Source organism: uncultured Henriciella sp. (genome assembly GCF_964005855.1).
GTDB lineage: Bacteria > Pseudomonadota > Alphaproteobacteria > Caulobacterales > Hyphomonadaceae > Henriciella.
Genome location: NZ_CAXFSW010000003.1, coordinates 278788 through 304450, shown reverse-complemented (window position 1 = coordinate 304450; position 25663 = coordinate 278788). Strand labels below are relative to the sequence as shown.

The 25663-nt window shown below is 59.2% G+C and carries 24 protein-coding genes; 6 read left to right on the top strand and 18 right to left on the bottom strand.

Annotation, left to right across the window (positions count from 1 at the left end):
• Positions 1 to 28: 28 nt before the first annotated feature.
• The 6 genes from trkA to ABNU55_RS07470 all read right to left on the bottom strand — a co-directional run bounded on the left by trkA (position 29) and on the right by ABNU55_RS07470 (position 8465).
• Positions 29 to 1402 (bottom strand): Trk system potassium transporter TrkA, encoded by a 1374-nt coding sequence (gene trkA / locus ABNU55_RS07495; RefSeq protein WP_290750295.1) that lies wholly within the window; start codon positions 1400 to 1402, stop codon positions 29 to 31.
• A gap of 2 nt (positions 1403 to 1404) precedes the next feature.
• A complete protein-coding gene (locus ABNU55_RS07490) occupies positions 1405 to 2793 on the bottom strand; it encodes a sigma-54 dependent transcriptional regulator (RefSeq protein ID WP_290750292.1) in 1389 nt (462 codons plus the stop codon).
• Positions 2790 to 4988, bottom strand: a complete 2199-nt coding sequence (locus tag ABNU55_RS07485) for a PAS domain-containing sensor histidine kinase (protein ID WP_290750290.1) — start codon at positions 4986 to 4988, stop codon at positions 2790 to 2792. Before ABNU55_RS07485 ends, ABNU55_RS07490 begins: the two co-directional genes overlap by 4 nt.
• A gap of 74 nt (positions 4989 to 5062) precedes the next feature.
• A complete protein-coding gene (locus ABNU55_RS07480) occupies positions 5063 to 6430 on the bottom strand; it encodes a sigma 54-interacting transcriptional regulator (RefSeq protein ID WP_290750287.1) in 1368 nt (455 codons plus the stop codon).
• Positions 6427 to 7479: an ATP-binding protein gene (locus ABNU55_RS07475; RefSeq protein ID WP_290750284.1), complete on the bottom strand. Its 1053-nt coding sequence runs from the start codon at positions 7477 to 7479 to the stop codon at positions 6427 to 6429. The genes ABNU55_RS07480 and ABNU55_RS07475 overlap by 4 nt, the downstream gene beginning before the upstream one ends.
• The gene (locus ABNU55_RS07470) at positions 7476 to 8465 is read right to left on the bottom strand and encodes a tRNA-dihydrouridine synthase (protein WP_348764280.1); all 990 of its coding nucleotides are present in this window, start codon (positions 8463 to 8465) and stop codon (positions 7476 to 7478) included. Before ABNU55_RS07470 ends, ABNU55_RS07475 begins: the two co-directional genes overlap by 4 nt.
• Before the next feature lie 120 nt (positions 8466 to 8585).
• Between ABNU55_RS07470 and ABNU55_RS07465 the strand changes: the two genes are divergently transcribed.
• Both ABNU55_RS07465 and ABNU55_RS07460 read left to right on the top strand, forming a co-directional pair.
• On the top strand, positions 8586 to 9731 hold the full coding sequence (locus ABNU55_RS07465; protein ID WP_290750279.1) for a bifunctional 2-C-methyl-D-erythritol 4-phosphate cytidylyltransferase/2-C-methyl-D-erythritol 2,4-cyclodiphosphate synthase: 1146 nt from the start codon (positions 8586 to 8588) through the stop codon (positions 9729 to 9731).
• Between the two features lie 10 nt (positions 9732 to 9741).
• The gene (locus tag ABNU55_RS07460; protein ID WP_290750276.1) at positions 9742 to 10233 is read left to right on the top strand and encodes a CinA family protein; all 492 of its coding nucleotides are present in this window, start codon (positions 9742 to 9744) and stop codon (positions 10231 to 10233) included.
• Positions 10234 to 10242: 9 nt separating this feature from the next.
• Here the strand turns inward: ABNU55_RS07460 and ABNU55_RS07455 are convergent, their stop codons facing one another.
• Positions 10243 to 10701 (bottom strand): SRPBCC family protein, encoded by a 459-nt coding sequence (locus tag ABNU55_RS07455; protein WP_290750274.1) that lies wholly within the window; start codon positions 10699 to 10701, stop codon positions 10243 to 10245.
• 9 nt (positions 10702 to 10710) lie between these two features.
• Positions 10711 to 11658, bottom strand: coding sequence for a lipoyl synthase (gene lipA, locus ABNU55_RS07450; RefSeq protein WP_290750271.1), 948 nt, complete (start codon positions 11656 to 11658; stop codon positions 10711 to 10713).
• Between the two features lie 144 nt (positions 11659 to 11802).
• Between lipA and ABNU55_RS07445 the strand changes: the two genes are divergently transcribed.
• The 4 genes from ABNU55_RS07445 (at position 11803) to ABNU55_RS07430 (ending at position 16585) form a co-directional block, all read left to right on the top strand.
• Complete coding sequence (locus tag ABNU55_RS07445) at positions 11803 to 13374, top strand: AMP-binding protein (protein WP_290750268.1); 1572 nt, start codon at positions 11803 to 11805, stop codon at positions 13372 to 13374.
• Positions 13375 to 13470: 96 nt separating this feature from the next.
• Complete coding sequence (locus ABNU55_RS07440; RefSeq protein ID WP_290750265.1) at positions 13471 to 13983, top strand: RimK/LysX family protein; 513 nt, start codon at positions 13471 to 13473, stop codon at positions 13981 to 13983.
• 38 nt (positions 13984 to 14021) lie between these two features.
• Positions 14022 to 15593, top strand: coding sequence for a UUP1 family membrane protein (locus ABNU55_RS07435; RefSeq protein ID WP_290750244.1), 1572 nt, complete (start codon positions 14022 to 14024; stop codon positions 15591 to 15593).
• Positions 15590 to 16585, top strand: coding sequence for an alpha-L-glutamate ligase-like protein (locus ABNU55_RS07430; protein WP_290750241.1), 996 nt, complete (start codon positions 15590 to 15592; stop codon positions 16583 to 16585). The genes ABNU55_RS07435 and ABNU55_RS07430 overlap by 4 nt, the downstream gene beginning before the upstream one ends.
• On the opposite strand, the gene ABNU55_RS07425 is transcribed toward ABNU55_RS07430, so the two are convergent.
• The 10 genes from ABNU55_RS07425 to ABNU55_RS07380 all read right to left on the bottom strand — a co-directional run bounded on the left by ABNU55_RS07425 (position 16582) and on the right by ABNU55_RS07380 (position 25600).
• Positions 16582 to 17484: an SDR family oxidoreductase gene (locus ABNU55_RS07425; RefSeq protein WP_290750238.1), complete on the bottom strand. Its 903-nt coding sequence runs from the start codon at positions 17482 to 17484 to the stop codon at positions 16582 to 16584. The genes ABNU55_RS07430 and ABNU55_RS07425 overlap by 4 nt on opposite strands.
• 42 nt (positions 17485 to 17526) lie before the next feature.
• Positions 17527 to 17895 carry a hypothetical protein gene (locus ABNU55_RS07420; RefSeq protein WP_290750236.1) on the bottom strand — a complete coding sequence of 123 codons (369 nt, stop codon included), beginning with the start codon at positions 17893 to 17895 and terminating at the stop codon, positions 17527 to 17529.
• Between the two features lie 32 nt (positions 17896 to 17927).
• Positions 17928 to 18764 (bottom strand): mechanosensitive ion channel domain-containing protein, encoded by an 837-nt coding sequence (locus ABNU55_RS07415; protein WP_290750234.1) that lies wholly within the window; start codon positions 18762 to 18764, stop codon positions 17928 to 17930.
• Positions 18765 to 18811: 47 nt separating this feature from the next.
• Entirely contained in the window at positions 18812 to 19558 is a 747-nt protein-coding gene (gene pdeM / locus ABNU55_RS07410) for a ligase-associated DNA damage response endonuclease PdeM (RefSeq protein ID WP_290750231.1), read from the bottom strand.
• 59 nt (positions 19559 to 19617) lie between these two features.
• On the bottom strand, positions 19618 to 21027 hold the full coding sequence (gene lpdA / locus ABNU55_RS07405; protein ID WP_290750229.1) for a dihydrolipoyl dehydrogenase: 1410 nt from the start codon (positions 21025 to 21027) through the stop codon (positions 19618 to 19620).
• Between the two features lie 15 nt (positions 21028 to 21042).
• On the bottom strand, positions 21043 to 22473 hold the full coding sequence (locus ABNU55_RS07400) for a pyruvate dehydrogenase complex dihydrolipoamide acetyltransferase (RefSeq protein ID WP_290750228.1): 1431 nt from the start codon (positions 22471 to 22473) through the stop codon (positions 21043 to 21045).
• Complete coding sequence (locus ABNU55_RS07395) at positions 22473 to 22796, bottom strand: DUF5076 domain-containing protein (protein ID WP_290750225.1); 324 nt, start codon at positions 22794 to 22796, stop codon at positions 22473 to 22475. Before ABNU55_RS07395 ends, ABNU55_RS07400 begins: the two co-directional genes overlap by 1 nt.
• Complete coding sequence (locus ABNU55_RS07390) at positions 22786 to 24213, bottom strand: pyruvate dehydrogenase complex E1 component subunit beta (protein ID WP_290750223.1); 1428 nt, start codon at positions 24211 to 24213, stop codon at positions 22786 to 22788. The genes ABNU55_RS07395 and ABNU55_RS07390 overlap by 11 nt, the downstream gene beginning before the upstream one ends.
• Positions 24213 to 25232 carry a pyruvate dehydrogenase (acetyl-transferring) E1 component subunit alpha gene (pdhA, locus tag ABNU55_RS07385; protein ID WP_290750220.1) on the bottom strand — a complete coding sequence of 340 codons (1020 nt, stop codon included), beginning with the start codon at positions 25230 to 25232 and terminating at the stop codon, positions 24213 to 24215. The genes ABNU55_RS07390 and pdhA overlap by 1 nt, the downstream gene beginning before the upstream one ends.
• Before the next feature lie 68 nt (positions 25233 to 25300).
• A complete protein-coding gene (locus tag ABNU55_RS07380; protein ID WP_290750217.1) occupies positions 25301 to 25600 on the bottom strand; it encodes a septum formation initiator family protein in 300 nt (99 codons plus the stop codon).
• Positions 25601 to 25663 lie beyond the last annotated feature (63 nt).

Sequence of the window (25663 nt, the reverse complement as noted above, 5' to 3'; positions counted from 1 at the left end):
GCCTGATGACGCTATCGCGCTTGCCAGCCTAGAAGAAGTCGGCGCTGACGCGGAAGAACTGCTCAACCTTGCTGGTCATGGCCGCCTCATAAAAGAGAAGGACATGGTCGTTGGGCTTAACAGTCACCTCATTGGAGGCAAAGACGACTTCATTGTCCCGAAGGACGGCTGCAGCCGTTACGCCCTTCGGCATGTCGTCATAACCCAGGGATTTTCCGATTAGCGGCGACGTATCGAGCGTGACGCCTTCGGCAATCTCTGCCGCGCCGTCCTCCAGAGATTGCAGCGCAAGGATCCGCCCCCTGCGCATCTTCATCAGGACGCGCGAAACCGTCAGGGCGCGAGGGTCAAGCACAGCATCCAGTTTCATTTCGCGAGCGAGGCTGGCAAGTTCGGGTGCATTGACCAGAGAGAGCGCGCGTTTTGCGCCCATCTGCTTTGCGAGCTTTGAAATGAGGATATTGGTCTTGTCATCATGCGTGGTCGCGATGACGAGGTCGGCTGTCGGGGCGTCGGACTCCTCGAGGATATAGCGTGTCAGACCATCGCCATGGATGACAATGGTGCGCGAGAGTTCAGCGGCTGCCCGTTCGGCGCGCCCGACATCTGCTTCAATGACGCGAACACGAACGCCCGACTGCTTCTCAAGTCCCTTGGCCACATAAAGCCCGACATTCCCGCCGCCGACGATCACGACGCGGCGCATCTCTGGCTCTGGCCGGTTGAAGATGCTGTTAAGCCGGTGGCTATGGGATTTCAGCACGGCGACGTAGGCGGTATCTCCCACCTTCAGGTGGTCATTGCCGCGCGGTGCGAAAACGTGCCCTGCCCTGTTGATCCCGACGATCCGGGCGCTGAGGCTGGGAAAGAGGCCCTGGATCTGGTCCAGCGCCGTGTCGAGGACCGGACTGTCCGCCAGGACCTCGATTGCAACGAGCTGGACGTCGCCGCGTCCGAAACTGACGCTCATCAGTGCGCCCGGCGTACTGAAGCGCTGCAGGATGGCGTCGCCCACTTCGGTTTCGGGCGAAATGACGAGATCGATTCCCAGCCCCTCGCGGGAAAAAAGCTGGCGCCAGCCCGGCGCCAGATATTGCTGAGCGCGCACACGGGCGATCTTGTGCGGAACGTTGAACAGCGTGTCGGCAACCTGGCAAATCACCATGTTGATCTCGTCGGAATAGGTCACGGCGATGATCATATCGCAGTCGTTTGCGCCAGCCGCCTGAAGAACATCGGGATAGCCGGCATGCCCCTCGATCCCACGCACGTCGAGTTCGGTCTGGACAATGTCGATCAGCTTCGTGTCCTGATCGATCATGACAATGTCGTGGTTCTCATTGGCTAGCCGGCGGGCAATCCCCTGCCCGACCCGGCCGGCACCGCAAATGATTACGCGCATGGCTAGACTTCCGATCGCGACGCAGAGGCATTCACGCCCAGCGCCTTGAGTTTCCGGTGCAGGGCCGATCTTTCCATACCGATGAATTCAGCTGTCCGCGAGATGTTTCCATCGAAACGGGTAATCTGGAGCGTCAGATATTCCCGCTCGAACTGTTCCCGGGCGTCCCGGAGCGAAAGGCCGACAAGATCCGCAGACGCCGAGGGGTTGCCGCCACCCGATATACCGCTGCGCTCCTGGGGCAGTTCATCGACGGAAACCGGCCGTCTGGCATCGTGCGGCGACAGGATGAGTATGCGCTCGACCAGATTCTTGAGCTGACGCACATTGCCCGGCCAATCCATTGATTGCAGGACGGCAATTGCTTCGGACGAGAACGAGCGCGCATTAAGCCCCGAGCTGTCGGCGATCTTGCCCGTAAAATGATCGATAAGTGCGGGAATGTCATCGCGCCGTTCCGCCAGCGACGGCACCCGGATAGGGACCACACTCAGCCGATAGAAAAGATCTTCGCGAAAACGCTTGGCGGCGATTTCTTCCTTGAGGTCCTTTGTCGACGCCGACATGACCCGCACATCGACATGCACATCCGACTTTCCGCCCACCCGCTGGAAACGCTGCTCGGTCAGCACCCGCAGGATCTTGTTCTGGGTCCCGAGCGGCATGTCCGCCACTTCGTCCAGCAACAGAGTGCCCGTATGCGCCTTCTCAAAGAGGCCGATGCGTTTCGGGCGGCCATCATGATCCTCTTCGCCAAAGAGCTCCTGCTCCATCAGGTCGGGCGCGATATTCGCCGCGCTGACCACCACAAAAGGACCGTTCTGGCGGTTGGAATGGGCGTGGATGAGCCTTGAGGCGAGCTCCTTGCCCGCCCCCGCCGGACCGGTGACCAGAACCCGGGAATTGGTCGGACCGACCTTGTCGATGGCGGTGCGCAGCGTGGTCGCTGCATGGCTGTTGCCGATCCAGTCATCGCTGCTGATCACAAGGTTGCGGAGCGAGGCATTTTCCCGCTTGAGCGCTGTGGATTCCAGGGCGCGTTCGACCAGGTGGATCAACCGGTCGGACTTGAATGGCTTTTCGATGAAGTCATAAGCGCCGCGGCGGATAGCCGCCACAGCGGTCTCGATATTCCCGTGGCCGCTGATCACAATGACCGGAATCAGCGGATCGATCGATTTCAGGAATTTAAGCAGAGACAAGCCGTCCATGTCACTGCCCTGAAGCCAGACATCGAGGATGACGAGGCCGGGCGCGCGCATCCGAACCTCTTCCAGCGCTTTCTCGGCGGTTGCTGCGCTGCGCACAGCGTAGCCCTCATCTTCCAGGACCCCGGAGATAAGGTCCCGGATATCGGGCTCATCGTCTACGACAAGGATGTCAGTGGTCATGAGAGCACCTCCGTGGACTCAGCATCATCTTCGAGTTCTTCCAGATCGGCCTGCTTGGGCAACATGATTCGCACACGTGCGCCGTTTCTTGAGCCTTCCCGCCCCTGCAACTGGATCGAGCCGCCATGATCGACAATGATCCTGTTGACGATTGCAAGGCCCAAGCCTGTCCCCTTCTCGCGTGTGGTCACATAGGGTTCCAGCAGGCGTTCGCGTGCTTCTTCGGGGAAGCCCGGACCATTGTCTTCTATGACAATCGCGATGGAGTCTTCAGCCTCCTCAGTCCGAATCTCTATAGTGCCCTGTTTTTCTTCGACATCGGTAAGCCGCTCGATGGCTTCGGCCGCGTTTTTCACGATGTTCCCAATTGCCTGCCCGAGCAAGCGTTCGTCCGCAGCGATGATCAGCGGCTTGCGGGCGTGGTGTATGTCAACCTCAATGTCGGGACTCACCACCTGCTGGGCAAAGCCCGTTTCGTCGATGAGCTTGGCAAGGTCGAAACTGTTGAGTGTCGGTTTCGGCATACGCGCAAAGCCAGAAAACTCTTCGACCATGCGGCCGATATCATTGACCTGGCGCAGAATGGTGTCGGTGCATTTTTCGAAGACCTGGTCATCCTCCGGAATATATTTGGTATAGCGCCGTCTCAGGCGCTCAGCGGAGAGCTGGATGGGGGTCAGCGGGTTTCTGATTTCATGGGCGATGCGCCGCGCCACGTCGCGCCAGGCAAGCTGGCGCTGCGCTGTGACGAGCCGGGTCGCATCGTCGAATGTCAGGACGAGCCCGCCAGTTGTGTCGCGCGCCGCCTTCAGTCTGAAGTGGCGAGCCCCACCGGCCGTTCGAAGATCAAGCGAGGCGTCAATCGGCTGTCCGCTCGCCATGGCTTCTTCCACATAGGGCAGAAAAGCAGGCGCAACGACAGAGAGATGGCGTCCTTCCACGGGTGGCTCTGCGTCAAGCAGCTTTTCCGCCGACGGGTTGGCAAGTGTGACGCGGAAGCTCTCGTCGATCCGGATGACGCCGGCACTCACCTCTTCCAGAAGGGTCTCGAGAAACAGCCGCCTGTCCTCTGCATCCTCACGTGCGCTGATCAGGGCCGAACGCTGCGCCCCGAGTTGTTCGGTCATCACATTGAATGACCGGGTCAGGGTCCGCACCTCATCCTTGCTTCGGGGAAGCGGGACGCGGATGTCCAGATTGCCATCGCGCACAGACTGGGCCGCGTTTGCAAGCCGGCCAATTGGGCCTGTGATGCGACTGGCTGCCTCAAGCGCCAGGCGGATAGCCATGAGGAGCACGAGAGCCACAATCTGGCCATACGCGACGACAAACAGCGTCTGGGACCGGGTGCTGAGTTCGCCAGCAATCCTGTACTCTTCGAGAGCCTGCTCGGCCCGGCGCAGCCGCGCAAAGGCGTCGCGATCCAGCGGCTTGGCGAGATAGAGGAATGTGTCCTCACGGCCGTCCAGTGAAATCAGAGAGGTTGCAAAACCGTCTGCCTCCTGCAGCGAGAGGATAACCTCCCCCCTCTCGGCGTCCTGGAACATCTGAGAAGTTGGCCTGCGGAAATAGCCTTCACCGCTCGTATTCTCACCCACGGCCAGCGGATCGCCTTCGCGGTCAATGACATAGGCGGCTGGCATGTTGCGGACATAGGCCTGAATGCCGAGATAGGACGAGAAGCGCTCAGGATCCTCGTTCAGCCCCTCCAGCGCGTTATTGACGTCCGTCGCCATCAGGCGTGTGTCTTCCTCCAGCACATCGCTATACTCCTCGACATTCTGGCGGGCGACGGCAGCTGTCTGCTCCACCAGGGTGACGATTCGCGTCCCGAACCATGTATCGAACCCTCTCGAAATCGCGGCCCACAGAAAGACAGATACCACCAGCGCAGGGATGACGGCGGAGAGGCTAAAGAGGAGCAGAAAACGCCGGGCAAGCCGGTTGCCTTCAGCGCCTTTCTCCAGCGTGCGCGAGGCCCGGTAACGTTGGACGATAATCAGCGCGAGGATACTGATGATAAGTGTATTGGCGATAATCATCGCCTGCACATCGCGGCTGACGGGCTCGATCGGATCGAGTTCCGAGACGGCTACGAACGTCACCATGGCCGCCAGGAAAGCGGCAATCAGGAAGAGCCACTGGAACAGCGTCCAGCCGGTCTGTGATGTTCCTGGCTTCAGAAAGCCGAGCAATCTCTACCTCACAATACGCGTTGTGTTCGGTGCGCAACAGTGAGGCTCTAAAGCAACAGCCTGCCTATGGTCAATCAATCGTCTGCGAGGCCAAGCGTGTTGATCCGTGACCGAAGCGTGTTGCGATTGACCCCCAGCAAGGCCGCCGTGCGGAGCTTGTTTCCTGACGTGACAGACAGGGCGAGCTTGATGAGGGGGCGTTCCACCTGTTCCATGATGGTACGGTGAATGTCACTGTCGTCCGGGTCAGCCTGCAGCAGGTCCGCCATGACGTATTTGTGCAGAAGTGTCTCGACCTCCTTCTCGAAGCTGCCGGAAGACGAAATATCCTTCAGCGCTTCGGCCCTAAGCTCCCGCTCGACATCGCGCTGCGAGATGACCGCATCGGGGCTGAGCGCGGCAAGACGCATGATCAGGTTTTCCAGCTCGCGCACATTCCCCGGCCAGTCATAAGCCATGACGAGGTCCATGGCGGCCTGTTCCAGCTGTTTGTTGGGCAGGCCCTTGCGCTGCGCCCGGATCAGGAAAGCGCGCACCAATTCGGGAATGTCTTCCTTTTTCTGGCGGAGCGGCGGCATAAAGATCCGAACGACATTGATCCGGTAGAACAAATCCTCGCGGAATCGGCCTTCCTCGACCAGCGTTCCGAGAGGTTTGCGCGTCGAGGCGATAATCCGGGCCCCGCCGGCTTCCCTCATCAGCTTGACCAGCTGTGTCTGCGCCTCGGCGGGCAAGTCGCCAATCTCGTCGAGATAGAGCGTTGCTCCCTTGTCGAAGGCCAGACCCGGTTCGTCCGGCGTACCAAAAAGATCGCGGCTGACACGTTCGGTGGACATAGCGGCCAGGTCAAGCGCCTTGAAGGGCCCGTTCTTGTCGCTGCCAAGTTCGTGAATGGCCTGGGCTGCCAATTCCTTGCCGGTGCCCGATTCGCCTTCAATGAGGACAGTGAGATCGGTGTTCATCACCCTTGAAATAATACGATAAACTTCCTGCATCGGCTCAGATCGCCCGATCAGCGGAAGGCTTGTCTCACCCTGCCCCTTGAGCGCTTCGGCCGCGGCTGCATCTTTCCGCAAGGGGCCCTTCAACGCCCGACCGACAAGACCTGTCAGCTGGTCGATATCGAAAGGTTTGGGAAGATAATCATAGACGCCATGGCGGGCGGCTGAGGCCGCTGTAAGGATTGTGTTCTGGCCGCTCATGACAATGACAGGAAGGTCCGGGCGCGCCAGCTTGATTGAGGGCAAGACCTCGAAGATCGCGGTGTCACCCAGATAGACGTCCGTCACGATAACGTCGCCCTCGCCATTTCGCACCCAGCGCTCGAGAGCATCGACCGAACTTGTTGCGCGGACCTGGTAGCCTGCGGTGACAAGGGTCTGATTGACGACGAGACGGATGCTGGCGTCGTCCTCTGCGAGAAGGACAGTCTTCTGACTCATTGAACATTTTCCCGTTTCATGGGCAGGAAGACGGAGAATTTCGTCTGTCCTGGCCTGCTCTCTACTTTTATACGCCCCTCATGGGCCGCCACGACTTCGGAGACGACGCTGAGGCCGAGACCGCGTCCGCCCGCCTTCGTGGATGAAAACATGTCGAACATCTGGTCGCGTGTTTCGGCGCTTATCCCCCGGCCATTGTCTTCGACCGTCACCCGGATGGCGCGCTGGAGACGCCGGGCATTGCGCTTGCTCGAGAAGGCAAAGCCGGTCTCGAACGCAGTCTGAAGCGTGACCTCGCCCTTGCCGCCAGTTTCGCTGGCCGCTTCGGCGGCATTGCGCACAATATTCTGAAAAGCCTCATGCAGATGATCTTCGTCGCCAAGGATTTCTGGAAGGGACGGATCATAGGCGCGCTTCAGGATAATGTTGCCACCATGTGCGGCCTCCTCGGCAATCATGATCTTGTCGAGGAGCTGGTGGATATTGAATCGGTCCCGGCGCGGCGCGGAGAACAGCTCAAAGGCCGATAGCCGGCTCACCAGCCGTTCGATACGGCTCGCTTCACTGCGGATCACATCGAGGAGCGGCGCCTGCTTGTCATCAGCCGTCCGAAGCAGCAGTTGCGCAGCCCCGGAAATACCGGCGAGCGGATTTTTGACCTCATGGCCCAGGATACGCCCGAAGCCGGAAATACCAGCCGCGCTGTCAGACGGATCACGCATGAGTGTTTCTGACACTGCGAGCACAATCGTCGCGTCGGGGCCTGGTCTCAGGCGGACGTCATAGAGCCGGTTCTTCGGCGCGGCCGGACCAGAAACCACGACGCCGTGCGCATTCACGTCGCCCTCTTCGCCGCTCACGCGGTCCAGAAGCTCAAAAATGGGTGAGTCGTGGTAGATAAACTCACTCAGATTACGGCCCTGCAGACTGCTGAGCGAATGGCCAAGCAGGATCTGCGCTTCGGTGTTGGCAGTCAGGATCACCCTGCGCGGATCGAGATGGATGATGGCAAAGGGCGCGAGATCTGAAAGGTTCGCCTTTTCGCTCATGCCGCGACACTCCGGGGACTCTGATAAATACGGGTAAGAAAATCGATGAGAGGACCGGGTTCATTGAAGCGGCAGGCCGCCGCGCGGATCGAGCGGCGCTCGTCCTCTGTCCAGTCATTCGCCAGGCAGTCCACAGAGGCGGAGATGTGTTTGCGCACAATGCGCAGGCCAAGAGTCGTGCCATAAAGGGACATGCTGTCCTCGATCTGCTCAATCAGGCTTTCGAACTTTTCACTCAAGCTCGGTGCCTGCCAGTCATGACGGCCCTGCAAATGCGCGGCCACTTCGCCCAGCAGCCAGGGCTGGCCCATGGCGCTGCGGCCGATCATGACACCGTGCGCGTGCGAATGTTCGAGCGCGCGATCTGCATCCCCTGTCGATCCGATATCACCATTTACAATAACAGGGAGACTGATTGCCTCTACCGTATCGCGGACGCGGGCCCAGTCCGCCTCGCCTTTATAGAACTGGCAGCGGGTACGCCCATGAACCGTCACCATGCAAAGACCGGCACGTTCTGCATATTGCGCCAGATCCGGCGCATTGAGCATGTCTCCATCCCAGCCAAGCCGCATCTTGAGAGAGACGGGCCGACCGCCAGCCCCTTCCAGGGCAGCGTCGATGATGGCCCTTGCGAGATCCGGCTCTCTCATGAGGGCGGAGCCTGACTGCCCGCCCGTTACCTGACGCGACGGGCAGCCCATGTTGATATCTATCTGGTCGACGCCTGCTTCTGCCACCAGTTCGGCACCGCGTTTCATGTCCTCCGGACGCCTGGCGGCAAGCTGGACAATCCAACGCCCCGCGCCTTCGTGACGGCATGTGCGGCGCACAACATCAGGCCGCGCCATGGCAAGCGTCTCTCCCGCAACCATTTCGGAGACAACGGCCTCTGCGCCGAAACGCACCGCCTGCCTACGGAACGCAGCGTCTGTCGAACCCGACATCGGGGCCAGCCACACCCGCTCTGCCAACTGATCGTGCATAGATCTCATATACTCAGTTTGAACATATTTTTGCTCTGCACAATAGTTGCGCATAAGTGCTCGCGCAGGAGAGAGAATAGCTGTGGCCATTCCGCATCAGCGAGGGTATTTGGCTGTCGCATGAGTATTCACGCAATAGTTGTAGCGGCAGGGTCGGGCAGCCGGGCCGGAGGCGCGACCCCAAAACAGTTCGAGTTGCTGGCCGGTAAGCCGGTTTATCGCTGGTCGCTCGACGCGTTCCGTGCAGATACGAAGGTTTCGTCAATCTGTCTCGTTCTGCCAGCTCACACGTTGGATGATATGCGTGAAGCGCTGCCTCACACCGGCAAGATTATTTGCATTGAAGGCGGGCGCGAGCGGGCAGATTCGGTACGCAAAGGTCTGGAAGCGCTCGAAGCGGCAGACGATGACATTGTCCTGGTGCACGACGCAGCGAGGCCGGGTCTTCACCAGGCGACAATTGACCAGCTCCTGGACGCGCTACAGACGCATGAAGCTGCGGCCCCTGCCCTGCCTGTTATCGACGCCCTCAAAAAACGGAACGGAGCGAACCTGACGTCGCTGGACCGCAAGGATGTATACCGCCTCCAGACCCCGCAGGCCTTTCGGGTCAGGGTATTGCGCAATGCGCTCGCGAGCAGCGAGCATGCGTTCGTTGATGATCTCGAAGCCGTTGAACACTCTGGCGCATCGGTCGCGCTGGTTCCCGGTACCGAACGATTGTCAAAGATCACCTTTGCTGAAGACTTTGAAAGGGTCCGGCGGCTGATGTTTCCAGACGCTCCATCTTTCAGGATTGGTTCAGGCTTTGACGTTCACGCGTTCGAGCCTGGCCCCGGTGTAACCCTCTGCGGCGTCTTCATAGAGCATGAAGCGCGCCTGAAGGGCCATTCCGACGCCGATGCGGGCTGGCATGCGCTGACGGACGCCATTCTCGGGGCGGCTGCCCTTGGCGATATCGGTGACCACTTCCCGCCCTCTGACGAGCGCTGGAAAGATGCCGATTCCGAAGTTTTCCTGCGTCATGCAATTGACCTCGTTCACAACCATGGGTGGACGCTGGGAAATTGCGACATCACCCTGATCTGCGAGACGCCAAAAATAAAACCGCACCGTGAAGCGATGCGCGAACGAACCGCAGCCGCAACAGGCCTGGCGCTTGAGGCGGTCAGCATCAAGGCAACAACCACCGAGGGCCTTGGCTTCACAGGCCGTCGTGAAGGTATAGCGGCGCAGGCTGCTGCCACCTTGATTGCCCTTCGATAGGAGAACCAGAATGTTTCCCGAACGCCTTCGAAATCTCTGTCTTCTCACCATGGACGAAGCGCGAGAACGCCGCGTACGCATCGCGACAGCCGAATCGTGTACGGGCGGGCTTATCGCTTCCCTATTCACCGAATTCTCAGGTTCCTCAGACGTGTTCGAGCGAGGCTTTGTCACCTATTCGAACCGATCAAAGGAAGAAGTCCTCGGTGTGCCCGGCGACCTTATCGCAGATTATGGCGCAGTTTCGGAGGCGGTAGCCCGCCTCATGGCAGAGGGCGCGCTGGAGGCTAGCCGTGCAAATCTTGCCGTTGCCGTAACAGGCGTGGCCGGGCCTGGCGGAGGCACGCCGATGAAACCGGTCGGTACGGTCCACATTGCCTGTGCGCGAGAAAATAAGGCTGTCCTGCATGAAGCCTGTTATTTCGGCGATCTCGGGCGTCATGAAGTCCGCATGGCCACGATTGAGGCGGCGCTGAACATGATCCGCCAGCAAATTCCCTAGCGGCCAGCCTCAGGTGCGCCGTTCGCCATAGCGCCGGTCGGCTTCCTGAATGAAAGCGTCCATGATCCGGTTCACCGCGAGCGATGTATTAGCCCGCGCGAGCAGCGACAGCACCGGGTTCCTGAATTCGTAATCGATGAAGAAGTCGATGACCGTGCCCAGCTTTCCGTCGGGAGTCATCTTCCAGCGGTTCTTGAGGCGTTTGAAAGGGCCGTAGGCAAGCCCGACCTCGACAACTTTTTCGTCGCTGTCGGCCATGATGTCAGTCGCGAAGGTTTCGGAAAAGCCCTTGAAACCGACATCGGCCTCACCGCGATAGTGACGGACAGGCCCGTCCTCGCGCTCCCGGCTCACCTTCATTGAGCGGATCCACTTTATGAAGTCAGGATACCGGCGAATGTCCGCGACAAGATCAAAGACCTCATCAGCGCGGTGCTCGATGGTCACCTGCTTGGAAAGGCGCGGCAAGAGCTGCTCCTACTGGTTTGCAGCGACCCGGGCCGCTTTCATTTTCGCGAAGTCCTCATCGGCGTGGTAGCTCGACCGGGTCAGCGGTGAGGCTGACACCATGAGGAAGCCCTTGGAGCGCGCAATCTCTTCATAAGACCTGAATTCATCCGGGTGCACGAAACGATCGACAGCCGCGTGCTTGCGCGTCGGCTGCAGGTATTGGCCAATCGTCAGGAAGTCGATGCCCGCAGAACGCATGTCATCCATGACCTGCATGACCTCTTCCTTGCTCTCGCCCAGACCGACCATCAGGCCGGACTTGGTGAACTGATTGGGGTCACGGGTCTTCACCCGCTCAAGCAGGCGCAGCGAATGATAGTAGCGCGCCCCCGGCCGGATCGAGAAATAGAGACGCGGCACCGTTTCAAGATTGTGGTTGAAGACGTCCGGCGCGGCATCAATGACGAGGTTCTCCCATCCATCCTTGCGAAGGAAATCCGGTGTCAGGATTTCAATCGTTGTGCCGGGCGAAGTCGAGCGGATGGCATTGATGACGTTCACAAAATGCCGGGCGCCGCCATCCTCCAGGTCGTCACGGTCGACCGATGTGATGACGACGTGCTGCAGTCCCATCTCATAGACGGCTTCTGCGACGCGGCGCGGCTCGTCCTCATCGACAGGGGACGGCTTACCTGTGGAAACGTTACAGAACGAGCAGGCGCGTGTGCAGACCTCGCCCAGAATCATCATTGTGGCGTGCTTTTTCTCCCAGCACTCACCGATGTTCGGGCAGCCAGCTTCCTGACAGACAGTGACCAGGCCTTTGGAGCGCACAATTTCGTGCGTCTCATGGAAACCGGGGCTGACCGGTGCCTTGACCCTGATCCAGTCTGGCTTGCGCAAGACAGGCGTATCGGGCCGGTTGCGCTTCTCCGGATGGCGAAATTTCTGTTTGCTCTCAATGAGTGTGACCATGGCGCTTAAATGGACCGACGCGGCGTCATCATCAAGCTGCAATGTCGCATGCCGGGTCTGAGCACGCTGACGAAGGCGAGTTGCTTTCGTCACCTTCTGTGACATTTTGTGACCAAAGATTGATCAACACGAGCCATATCAAGCATGTCGACCACTCCGAGCACGACCCCGTTCAACATCAAACGGACCAGAACCGATATCTTCTCAGCGTTCCTGCGGGCGCGAAAGGAGTTCGGGTCGTCGAAAGTTGCCCTGGTGGACGGTGATGAGCGCGAACTGACCTATAATGAGATTGCGCGGGCGGCCTTTGCCCTGGGCTCGGCCCTAAAGAAGAAGACCAGCAAGAATGAAGTCGTTGGGATCATGTTGCCCACGGGTGCCGGCGCCGTCATCGCGTTTCTTGCTGTTCTGGCCGCCGGTCGCACGCCAGCAATGCTCAACTTCACGGCCGGGTCGGCCAATATCAAATCCTCCATGAAGGCTGCGCAGGTCAGCCGCGTGCTCACAGCCCATAAATTCGTGGAGCTCGGCAGCCTCGAACCGCTCATCGAAAGCCTGAGCGAGGCAGCTGAAATGGTTTATCTGGAAGATGTTCGCGAAAGTCTCAGCCTGAAGGACAAACTTCATGGTGTTATCGGGCCGATTTTTCCTTCCGCAGTCTTCTCGGGACCCGACTACCGTAAGACGGGTGTCATCCTCTTTACCTCCGGCACTGAGGGCGAGCCGAAAGGCGTAGTTCTCAGCCACCAGAATATTGTCGCCAATGTCGAACAGGTCCGGGATCATATCGGCCTCGATCCGGAGACGGATTCTGTCTTCAATCCACTCCCGACCTTTCACTGCTTCGGTCTGACCGTCGGTGCGCTCCTTCCTATCATGGCTGGCGTCAAGGCGATCTTCCATCCCACGCCGCTCCAGCCCCGCGAAATTGCAAAGCGTATCCGTACGACCGGCGCGACCATCCTGCTCGCGACGGACACCTTCATCTCCCAATATGCGCGCGTTGGTGAGGACGGCGACCTCAGCAGCGTGCGCCTGGCCGTCTGCGGCGCCGAGCGCGTACGCGATGAAACCCGCCAGCTTGTGCGACGCAAGTTCCAGATCGAAATCCTTGAAGGATATGGCGCAACTGAAGCTTCGCCCGTTGTTGCCGCCAACAGCATTGAACTGAACAAGCCCGGTACCGTTGGACAACTCATGGCCGACATGGAGTATGAGCTAGTCCCTGTCGATGGCATCGAGGATGGCGGCAAGCTTCGAATTCGCGGCCCCAACGTCATGCAGGGCTATATGCGTCCCGACAATCCCGGCGTCATAGAACCGACCGATGAAGGCTGGCACGACACCGGAGACATTGTTGCGATCGACAAGGATCGCTGCATTCGTATCCGTGGCCGCGTAAAGCGGTTCGCCAAGATTGGCGGCGAGATGGTCTCGCTTTCTGTGGTGGAAAATTGCGCCAGCGCCATCTGGCCAGATGACATGCACGCGGCCGGCGCCATACCGGACCCTCGCAAGGGCGAACAGGTGGTTCTGCTGACGACAGCCAGATCCGCCAACCGCAGCGACATACTTGCCTGGTCGCAATCGCACGGTGTTTCGGAACTTTCCGTGCCCCGCAAAGTCTATCATGTCGATGACATTCCAGTTCTTGGAACAGGAAAAGTCGACTATGGCGCCGTCAACCGGATGGTCCGCGATCTGACCGACACCTGAGTGTCACGGATAGATACGAGTTTCGCCATGCGAAATTCACATTTCTCCTGTTGATGCGCGCCGCAAGACATAAAGCAAAGACAGGCAAGAAATTACATGCTGCTCAAACTCGCTACCTCGCTCCTCGTCTCATCCGGCCTGGCCCTCAGCGCCGCTGCCGAGACGGACAAGAACGTCCTCGGCTGGCTTGAACATGTCCGGATCGCAGATCTTGATATTGAACTCGACGCCAAGCTCGACACGGGGGCCAAGACCTCTTCAATCCACGCGGAAATCATGTCCGCGCCCGATCGCAAGGACTTCGACGATGAGGATGAGAGCCGCGACATCATATTCAAGGTCATCAATGAAGATGGCGACGAACGGACCATTGAAACGGAAATTGTGCGCTGGGCCGCCATCAAGACCAAACGCGGTGGCCTCATCCACCGCCCGGTCGTTGATCTTGAATTCTGCCTCGGTGGACTACTGATCGAAGACGAAGTTACACTCGCAGACCGAGGCAATTTCAATTACGAGACCCTCATCGGGCGTAATATGCTTGAGGCGGCGGATATTGTTGTTGACGCAAGTGAAATCTATACGAAGCGTGCCCGTTGTCCTAAATAGCCCCCCGTTACTGTAACAGGGCGAGTCGGAGTCGGTTTTTGAAACGTACCCAATTGCTTATCATCGTGGGCGCACTCATTGCGGCCGCGCTGGGCATCTTTTCCTACAAGGTCACCCGACTCGGCTTTCCCGTCGTGCCGAACCTCGATTCCAATACGTGGACGATCGAGGCAAAGGTTTCTTTTCGTGGACGCGGTGAACCAGTCACGCTGCGCCTCGCCCTGCCCAATTCAGACGGCGCCTTCACGGTGGTGGATGAGAGTTTTGTCGCGTCCGGTTTCGGCGTTGAAACGGAGAACACCGAAGCAGGACGCCGGGCGATCTTCGAACGGCGCGCCCAGGATGGCAACGCCGTTCTCTTCTACAGCGCGAAGCTGATTTCTGTCGATCAACGCTATTCGGGCGAAAACCGGCCGACGCCGGAAGCCGTTTCGGACTATCGCCGGTCGGAGCGACGCCGCGCGATTCAGGAAAATGCGACGCCGCTTCTTGTGGCGCTGGATTCGGTTCTCACCGAGGCGCTGGAGAAGTCTGCTGGTGAGCGTAGTTTCATAACCCAGCTTGCCCGCCTCAGCGCAGATGAGGGTGATGACCGCATCTCCACCATCATCGAAGGCGGTCCGCCGGAGATCGAGAACGCGTCAGACCGGCTGGTTTTCCTCCTGAACGCCGCGGGCACGCCGGCGCGTCATGTTCAGGGCATCATCCTGGATACCGACACACGGCAAGCACCGCTGACGACGTGGATCGAATACTGGCTGGGCGACCGCTGGGTCAGCGCCAATGGCACCACGGCCGAACCGCTCGACGACGCCCGTGCCCTGCCTATCGTTTATGACCGCGACCCAATCGTGGACGGCGATGGCTTCAATCGTCTTGGGGTCTCCTGGTCTGTAGCGCGGAACTTCGAAAGCCAGCTCTCACGTGCATTGGAGCGCGGCGAGGAGTACGCGCCATGGGTCAACGCGACATCCCTTCTCAGCCTGCCGATCGACCTCCAGCTCGTGTTTCGGGTGCTGCTTCTCATCCCTCTTGGCGCACTGATTATCGTTATCCTCAAACAGGTGATCGGCATGCCTGCCTTCGGCACATTCATGCCGGTCCTTATTGCGCTTGCGTTCCGTGAGACGCAGCTGCTGACCGGGATCACGCTTTTTGTCGGGATCGTCGCGGTCGGCCTTCTGTTGCGTGCCTACTTCAATCAGCTGCAGCTGCTGCTCGTGCCGAGACTTGCCGCCGTGCTGATCATCGTGACCTTCGTCATGATGTTCATCGCGCTGGCCGGTGAGGCAATGGGGATACAGACAGGACTCTCCATCTCACTCTTCCCGCTCGTCATCATCACAATGACCATCGAGCGCATGTCGTTGACCTGGGAAGAAGACGGCGCCGCAGAGGCGCTCAAGAAGGCCGCAGGTTCACTGGCAGGCGCCATTCCCGCCTATTACATCCTGACCAGCGAATACATTGAGCATATCGCCATTGTCTTCCCCGAGCTTCTTCTCATCGTACTCGCCATCGTCCTGCTGCTCGGGCGCTATACCGGTTACAAGGTCACCGAGTTCTTCCGCTTCAAAGTGCTCGCCAATGAGGGGCGGACCAGCTCATGATACGGTTTGGGCCGGTCACCAAGCTCGCCAAGGCGGGGGTTCTCGGCATGAATAGCCGAAACCTCGACTTCATCACCTCCTACAATCCGCGCCGTTTCTATCCACTTGTTGATGACAAGGTGATTACCAAGAAGCTTGCCATTGAGGCCGGCGTGACTGTGCCGGAACTCTACGGCGTTATTCGCTACGGCGGCGAAATGCACATCATCGAAGAAGTGGCCGAAAAGCACCGCTCCTTCGTCGTCAAACCAGCCAACGGCTCAGGCGGCGGCGGTATCATGGTCTTCAATGGGGTTGCCAAGACGGGACTTCGCCGGATGAACGGCCAGATCGTCCCGTGGCCCGATGTGAAATACCACCTCAACAACATGCTCAGCGGCATGTTCTCCATGGGGGATGGTTCAGACGAGGTCATGATCGAAGAACGCCTCGTGCCACATTCAGCGTTTTCGAAACTCGCTTTTGGCGGGGTGCCCGATGTCCGTGTGATCGTCTTTCGCGGTATTCCCGTCATGGCGATGCTTCGCCTGCCGACCGCCGAGTCAGACGGCAAGGCCAATCTCCACCAGGGCGGCATCGGCGCTGGAATCGACCTTGTCACCGGTGTGACCACGCGCGGCGTCCAGCACAATGACGCCGTCGATCTTCATCCGGACTTCGAGACCCCTGTCCGCGATTTTGAGGTCCCCTCCTGGATGGACATCCTTGAGCTGGCGAGCCGGCTTGGGCACCATGTAGGCCTTGGCTATGTCGGCGTCGATATCGTAATCTGCGAGCATAAGGGCCCTACCCTTCTGGAGCTGAATGCCCGCCCCGGTATCGCGATCCAGACAGCTAATCTGAGAGGTCTTCGTCCGCTGCTCATGCCGATTCACAGATTGCCGTCCATCCCGGAGGATGTCCACGAACGCATCGAGATCGCCCACGCCAACTGGAAAGGCGAGTCCCTGGAGCGATTTCTCGCTCCAGGCGAGGATATGAAACGCGGCTAGACCGTCCGCTTCGCCTTGTCCTTGGCGTTCTGTACCTCGATGGCGTCACGCGCGGCCTTCCATTCGGCATCGCCCCACTGCGTCAGCTGGGCAAAGTTCCCGCCCGACGCATTGTACATGGCCCCATCAATGGCAATCGTCTGGCCGTTCACATATTCGGCGCCCGGCGCCATCAGGAAGACGGCGAGGTTGACGAGTTCATGCATTTCACCGACCCGACCCATGGGGTTTCCGGCGCCCGAGTCGCGACGCTCGCTGCCTTCCGTCTCCGGTGAGAGGCGGTTAGACATACCTTCAGTCGGGAATGGTCCCGGGGCAATCGCGTTGAAGCGCAGGCCATAACGGCCCCATTCCACGGCCAGGCTCTGGGTCATTGTATTCACAGCGGCCTTGGACATCGCCGATGGCACGACGAACGGGCCACCATTCCATACCCATGTCGTCAGGATAGAGATGACATTGCCGCGCATCTTCTGATCGATCCAGCGTTTGCCGATATCGTGCGTCATATAGAACGAGCCGCGGAAGACGATGTTGGAAATTGCATCGAACCCGCGAATGGACAGGTCCTCTGTTCGCGAGATAAAATTACCGGCCGCATTATTGACCAGGCCCGTCAGCGCGCCATGCTTGGACCAGATTGCGTCATTCATGTCAGTGATGGCTTCAGCCACTCGGATGTCGCAGGCATGAGGGACGACCTTGCCGCCATGCTTGTCCATCAGTTCCTGCGCCGTCTCCTCGCAGACCTGCCCGCGCCGACCGCATATATGAACTTCGGCGCCGAGCTTGAGAAAGCCCTCCGCCATCTCCTTGCCAAGGCCGGTGCCCCCGCCGGTCACCAGAACGCGTTCTCCGTCCATCAGGCCGGATCTGAACATGAGCTTGTCTGTATCCACGATATGTCTCCCTTGATTTTGAGGAGACCATAATCGCCGTGGCTATTTGCGAAAGGGCAAACTGACCAATCGCCAGAGCAGCCATAGCGGCAAAACGACAGCTGCCCCAGCGAGAAGTGGTTTCCAGAATGTCTTCACGATCCAGAGGAACGCGCTGAACAGGGTCTGCACCAGTTCCCATGCCGCTCCACCCAGATTGATTCCCTGCCGTTCGGGGCTGAAATCCAGCGCCAGAAGAAAGAGGCCGACGACAATGCTGAGCGCTATGAGCTGCAGCACCGTCCAAGGACCAACTGAGAAAAGCCGGGAGGCCAATGAACGCTTTGGCGCCCGGCTGGTCTCCTTCGGCTCGCCTGTCGTTGAATCGACGGGCGTGACAACGGGCTCTTCGACAGAACTGGTATCAGTCATTCAACATCTGCCTTTCGGGTGTCCCTCGACAGCTAGTTCGCCGTCTTCTGAACCAGTGTACGGTGCGGATACGGAATGGAAATACCCTGCGCGTCGAAAGCTTCCTTCACCTGCTTGGTGAGGTCGAACTTGAGATTCCACAGATCGGTCGCCTGGCACCATAGCCGGCATGTAATATCCACCGAGCTGTCGCCCAGATTCGTGACTTTCACGAACGGCTCTGGATCGGGCAAGATGCGATCATCCTGATCGACAATGCCTTTGATGATGCCGAGCGCCTTGTCCATGTCGTCATCATAATCGATACCAAACACAAGATCGCAGCGGCGTGTGTCATAGCCGGAATAGTTCTTGATGATCCCGTCGATTGCCTCGGTGTTCGGAATGATGATCTTCACATTGTCGAGGGTCGCAAGAATGGTCTGGAAGAGGTTGATCTCCTTCACTGTGCCGACCGCATCCGCAATCTCGACGAAATCGCCGTTTTTGTAGGGGCGAAAGAGCATGATCATGACGCCAGATGCGATATTGCCGAGCGCACCCTGCAGCGACAGACCAATTGCCAAGGTCAGCGCACCCAGAACGGCAACAAAGCTTGTAGCCTGCACGCCGAATACCTGAAGCGAGGCGATCAGTACGGCGGCCGTGACAAACCAGCGGACCAGAGAGCCGAAGAAAGCGCCCAGCGTTTCGTCGACACCTGCACGCCTCGATGTCTGCTTGCGCACCACGCCCGCTAGCCAACCTGCGATACGCAGACCGATAACCAGGACGAGGATGGCGCCAAGCACTTTCAGCGCGCCGCTCAGTATGGCCGGCCAGTATTCGGCAATAATTGCGTTCAGATCGATATTTTCTAGCTGTTCCATAAGGACCTCTTGTTTTCCAGCCCATCAGCTAGAACAAAGTCCTATGATTACAAACGCCAATGTGAACTGCTCTGCCCACTTGTGCGGTCCGGCGTGAGCTGTCTGCGGTCAAGCATGTGCACGCGGCTGTCCCCGACCGCAACGACCATCCATCCGTCAGAAAAATGCCGGCTGACCGCATCGTCCAGAATGTTCAGCCCGCCCGTATAAGCCCCGAGCGACGGCATGATCAGCCTGTGTCCGTCGGTAACGAAACATTTGCGGCGTAACGCCCTGCCCCGGCTCTTTACACGCGCGATCGGGTGAAGGTGCCCGGAGAGCTCGCCCGCCTCTCCCGTGGGCTCATGCCTGAAGACGCAGTCGTCGATCCGGAAGGTTTTCGCGCCGCGTCCACCAAGATGTGCGGGCGGATCGGGATCGTGATTACCTTCAACCCAAATCCAGTCGGCCCGCGCTGTCAGGGCACGAATACGCAGCCGCTCTGCTGGAGAAATGCGTGCTTCTGCGCGCGGATCGTGGAAACTATCGCCTAGCGAGATCACGCAGTCGGGGTCAAACTCATCGACCAGCGCCTCCACCAGTTTCAGCGTGGCGCTGGTGTCATAGGGGGGTAGGAACTGGCCGCCCGCCGCATAGCTCGACCCCTTTTCAAGGTGCAGGTCCGAGACGATGAGTGTGCGCTGCGTCGGCCACCAGAGCGCGCCCTGAGCGAGCGGTGTAAACAGCTCGCCGCGAAGGTGCAGCTGCAGTGTATATCCGGTGTTTCTGAGGGGCGCCGACATGAGCTGAATCATGCCGGGCGCCGCTCTGGAGGTCAATTTAACGATGCGGGCAAAGCTGCCTTCTGCGACGGCTAGATGTGGATCACGCGGCCTTGCGAGGCGAGCACACTCTCATGCATCATTTCCGAAAGGGTCGGGTGCGGGAAGACGGTATGGATCAGCGTTTCCTCCGTCAGCTCCCCTTCGCGCGCGATGACATAGCCCTGAATAAGTTCGGTGACTTCGGCGCCGACCATATGCGCACCAAGCAGCTCACCTGTTTCAGCGTCGAAGATTGTTTTCACCAGACCTTCCGCCGCTCCGAGAGCGATGGCTTTGCCATTGCCCATATAGGGAAACTTGCCGACCTTGATCTCGCGGCCCGTTTCCTTTGCCTGGGCCTCTGTCAGACCGACGGAGGCAATCTGCGGATGCGAATAGGTGCAGCCCGGCACATTCCAGGCATCGAATTCGTGTGCTTCATCGGCGCCAGCAATGCCCTCGACGCACATGATGCCTTCATGGCTGGCCTTGTGCGCGAGCCATGGGGCGCCTGTCAGGTCGCCGATCGCATAGAGGCCATCGACACCGGTACGGCCGAAGCCGTCGACCATGACGTGGGTCTTCTCGACTTTCACGCCGAGCTCTTCGAGCCCGAGCCCCTCAACATTGCCCACGATACCAATGGCGAGGATGACCCGGTCGACCTCCAGCTTCTCGGTCTTGTCACCTGCGGAGATGTCGGCGGTGACCTTTCCGTTCGACTTCTTCAGTGATTTGACCTGCGCACCGGTGTGGAACTTGATGCCCTGCTTTTCGAACTGTTTGCGCGCAAGGCCTGAAATCTCCTCATCCTCGACGGGCAGAATGCGGTCGACCGCTTCGACGACGGTCACATCGCTGCCAAGCTCATTATAGAAACTTGCGAATTCGATGCCGATGGCGCCCGAGCCGATGACGAGCAGCTTCTTGGGTGTTTCCTTCGGCACCATCGCTTCGCGATACGTCCAGATGAGATCGCCGTCCGGCTCAAGGCCCGCCTGCGGGATCGCGCGTGCGCGGGCGCCCGTCGCAAGAATCACGTTTTTAGCCTTGTAATCCTTGCTCTTTCCGTCCTTGTCCTTCACAGAGACCGTCGGTGCAGGCTTACCCTTTTTCAGCGTTGCCTCGCCCATGATAACGTCGATCTTGTTTTTCTTCATCAGGTGGCTGACGCCGGAGGACAGCTGTTTGGCGACGCCGCGCGAGCGCTTCACCACGGCTTCAAGGTCGAAATCGGCCTTGTCGATTTTCAGGCCGAAATCCTTGGCATGATTTGCGTAGTGCAGAACCTCGGCAGAGCGCAGGAGCGCCTTGGTCGGGATACAGCCCCAGTTGAGACAGATCCCACCAAGGCTTTCGCGTTCAACAATGGCGGTCTTCATGCCGAGCTGGCTTGCCCGGATTGCAGCAACATAGCCGCCAGGGCCGGAGCCGATGACGATAAGGTCGTAGTCAGCCATCCTTGGCCTCCTGATTTAAAGCAGCATGCTCTGCGGGTGTTCGACATAGCGCTTGAAGGCGGCGAGCCATTTTGCGCCCTCCGCCCCGCCAATGACGCGGTGGTCGCAGGAAAGTGTCACGGTCATCACCGTTGCCGGCACGATCTCACCGGACTCATCCACAACCGGACGCTTCTCCCCTGCCCCGACCGAGAGGATCATGCCTTCCGGCTGGTTGATGATCGACCCGAACGACTTGATGCCAAACATGCCGAGATTGGAGATGGAGAAGGTTCCGCCGGCATATTCCTGTGGCTTGAGCTTGCGCTCACGCGCCCGTGTCGCAAGGTCCTTCATCTCGCGGGAAATCGTCGCGAGACCCTTGGTCTGCGCATCGCGGATGACCGGCGTGATGAGGCCGCCATCGATGGCAACGGCCACGGAGATGTGCGCCGACTTATGATAGGCAATGCCCTTATCGGTGAAGCTGGCATTACAGTCTGGCTCAGACATCAGCGCCAGAGCCGACGCCTTGATCAGCATATCGTTGACCGAGATCTTCACGCCTTCAGGCGCCGCTTCATTGATATCGGCGCGCGAGGCGAGCAGCTTGTCCAGCTTGATGTCCACATTGAGCGGGAAGTGCGGGACCTGCATGAAGCTCTGGGTCAGGCGCTTTGCGACCGTCTTGCGCATGCCATCGAGAGGCTTGAGTTCATAGCTCTCCGGGTCATAGACGCGGTCATCCAGCACCTGCGGCAGGATGAGGCCATCAGGGGCCTGCGGCGCTGCTGCAGGCGTATCGCCCTTGGTTGTGTCCTGTGCTGATTTCTTCTGGCCTGGTTCGGCCGCCTCAACATCCGCTTTGACGATACGGCCGCGCGGGCCGGATCCCTCGAGAGTGGAAAGGTCGATGTCGCGCAAAGCAGCGATGCGGCGCGCAAGCGGGCTTGCCTTGATCCGGTCCTTGCCCGAGCCGACATCGGCGAGCTTTGGCGGCGTGCCTTCAAGCTCCTTCGTCAGGTCTTTGCCTTCGGCCTCGCGTGGCTTCTGGGCGGTTTCCCCTTTGCCGGTCGTGCGGTCCGGGTCGCTCTCTTTGGGTTTCTGCTCTTTGGAGGGAGAGGACTCTGCTGACTCGGACTTCGGCTCATCATCCTTGGCATCCGCTGAGTCATCATCGGCTGCACCCGTATCGGCCGGTGCTTCGATCTCATCAGGGTCTTCGCCCTCTTCAGCGAGGAGCGCGATAACGGAGTTAACCTTTACGCCTTCGGTGCCCGCGTCGACGAGAATTTTTGCGATCGTGCCTTCATCGACAGCTTCGACTTCCATCGTCGCCTTGTCGGTCTCGATCTCGGCAATCACATCACCTGAGGAAATGGTGTCGCCCGGCTTGACCATCCATCTGGCAAGCGTGCCTTCCTCCATGGTCGGAGAGAGGGCCGGCATGGTAATATTAATGGCCATCAGCTTTTGCCTTTGATCGTCGTTCCAGAGAGGTTCGGTGCGTGGCGCAGACGCTCGCCGATGCCGCCGAGAATCTGCTCCATGATCTCCTGCGCCGAGGGCCCGTCCGGGTTCTGTTCGCGCAGCACGCGAGTCACGTGCTTGGCAATGTCAGCCAGCATGAAGCCCCACATTGGCGGCTCCTTTTCAGGGTCGCCCGAGCTACCGATCATCAAGCTGACATGGTCCTGATTGTTCGAAATCCAGAACCGGATCATTTCCTGCGCAACGGCGTCATCCTGGATCGTGCCCGGCTTGGACAATTCCTTGTGTTCACTTGACATAACACACCTGCTTGGCCGCCTTGATAATGTCCGCCGTGCCCGGAAGGCTCATAGCTTCGAGGTTCGCAGCGTACGGCAAGGGCACATCTTTCTGGTGGACACGGGTCGGGGGCGCATCGAGGTAATCGAACGCTTCGTTCACCACTGTCGCGCAGATCTCGGCACCGACACCCATGAAGCGCCAGCCCTCCTCGCACGTCACAATGCGGTTGGTTTTCTTCACGCTCTCGATCACCGTATCGGTGTCGAGCGGACGCAGCGAGCGAAGGTCGATGACTTCGGCCTCGATGCCGTCTTCGGCCAGCTTTTCCGCCGCCTGCAGGGCAAAGCCGACCATGCGTGAATGGGCCACCAACGTCACGTCCGTGCCCGGCCGGCGCACACGGGCCTTGCCAATGGGCAGGACATAATCCTCGATATCCGGGACCGGGAAGCTCTCGCCATAGAGAAGCTCATGCTCAAGGAAGACGACCGGGTTCGGGTCGCGGATCGCGGCCTTGAGAAGACCCTTTGCGTCAGCCGCATCATAGGGTGCCACGACCTTGAGACCCGGCACATGCGAATACCATGCGCTATAGTCCTGGCTGTGCTGGGCACCAACGCGCGCCGCCGCCCCATTCGGGCCACGGAACACAATCGGGCAACCCATCTGTCCGCCGGACATGTAAAGCGTCTTGGCGGCCGAATTGATGATCTGGTCAATCGCCTGCATGGCGAAATTGAAGGTCATGAACTCCACAATGGGCCTCAGGCCACCGAATGCCGCTCCCACGCCGAGACCGGCAAAGCCATGCTCGGTAATCGGTGTATCGACGACGCGTTTGTCGCCAAACTCCTGCAGCAGTTCGCGGGTTACCTTATAGGCGCCCTGATACTCGGCCACTTCTTCGCCCATGACAAAGACCGTCTCGTCCCGGCGCATTTCTTCGGCCATGGCATCGCGGAGCGCATCACGCACGCTGGTGTCCACAAAACTTGTGCCTTCCGGCACATCCGGATCCGTCAGCGTCTCTTCCTCGGGCTCAGGTGGAGCAGAAGCGCCTTCGTCCTCAGAGCCCTGATCGCTGCTGTCACCATCGCCTTCGGTTGCCGGCGCATCCTTGGCTTCAGTCTGTGCCTTTGACTCTTCCGCGCCTTCGTCAGCAGGCGAATCGTCAACGTCATCGACGCTTTCGCCTTCCTCAGCCAGACGCGCGATGACGGCATTCACCTTCACATTCTCGGTCCCTTCAGGGACGAGGATGGCGGCAAGCGTACCTTCATCGACCGCTTCAACTTCCATCGTCGCCTTATCGGTCTCGATCTCGGCAATGACGTCGCCGGACGAAATCTCGTCGCCTTCCTTCTTGAGCCAACGCGCAAGCGTGCCCTCTTCCATTGTCGGCGACAGGGCCGGCATCAGAATATCGATAGCCATCAGGCAGACTCCACTTCACGCAACACATCTGTCCAGAGCTCTTCTGGATCGGGCTCGGGACTATCAAGGGAGAAGTCGGCGGCTTCCTTGACCAGCTCCTTGATCTCCTTGTCGAGATCCTTCAGCTCCTCCTCGGTCGCGATTTCCTGTTCAAGCATACGGCCCTTCAGGCCATCAATCGGGTCGTGATGGGTGCGGATGTCGTCCACCTCTTCGCGCTTGCGGTACTTGGCCGGGTCCGACATGGAGTGACCGCGATAGCGATAGGTCTTCATTTCGAGAATATATGGCCCCTTGCCCGACCGCGCATATTTCGCGGCCTTTTCGCCTGCGGCCTTCACGGCGTAAACGTCCATGCCGTCGACTTCCTCGCCCTCGATTTCGAATGAGATGCCGCGCTTGAACAGTTCGGTCTCTGCCGAGGCGCGGGCGACACTTGTGCCCATCGCGTACTGATTGTTCTCGATCACATACACGACCGGCAGGTCCCACAGAGAGGCCATATTGAAGCTCTCATAGACCTGGCCCTGGTTTGCCGCGCCATCGCCGAAATAGGTAACGCAGATATTGTCGTTTCCGCGATACTTGTTGGAAAAACCGAGGCCCGTCCCGATGGGCACCTGAGCGCCGACAATGCCGTGCCCGCCGAAGAAATTCTTCTCCCGCGAGAACATGTGCATCGAGCCACCCTTGCCCTTGGAATAGCCGTCCTTGCGGCCGGTCAGCTCTGCCATGACACCTTTCGGGTCCATGTCGCAGGCGAGCATATGACCGTGATCGCGGTAGCCGGTAACGATCTGGTCGCCATCCTTCAGACAGGCCTGTATACCGGTCACGACAGCTTCCTGCCCGATATAGAGGTGGCAGAAGCCGGCAATCTTGCCCATGCCGTAAAGCTGGCCGGCGCGTTCCTCGAACCGGCGGATCAGCAGCATGTCACGATAGTATTTCAGCGCTTCGTCGCGCTTGAGCTTGGGTGGGGATTTTGAAGTCTTGCTTCTGGACGGCGTTTTGGCCATGAGGCCTCCCTTTATCGACCCCCTACATGTATCGCTTCAGCCATCATCGTCCAGTTTTAGCACCTATGTCAAAATGCAGCCTCAGTGGGCGCATTTATGACAATAATCTCATCAGGATAGACCAGGTCGAGATCCTCGCGGGCCAGGACTTCCACGAGGTCGGCATCTACGCGGCCGGGTGTAAGACGTGTAATGTCCCGGCGCAGCGCGTCGTTGGCTGCCTGAATGGCTTCGAGCTGGGCCTGTTTCGCCGCAAGCTCCTCCTGAAGATCGCTCCACCGGCCAAGCCCCTGTTCGCCGGCGAATGCATGATAGGCGAAATATGCAATCAGGGCCGAAAGAGCAGCTGCTGCGTATTTGGGAGTCATGAAAAACCTCTGCCGATGAGCGAATCGGCAGAGGAATCGATTTAGGTAAATTTTTCGTTAGGC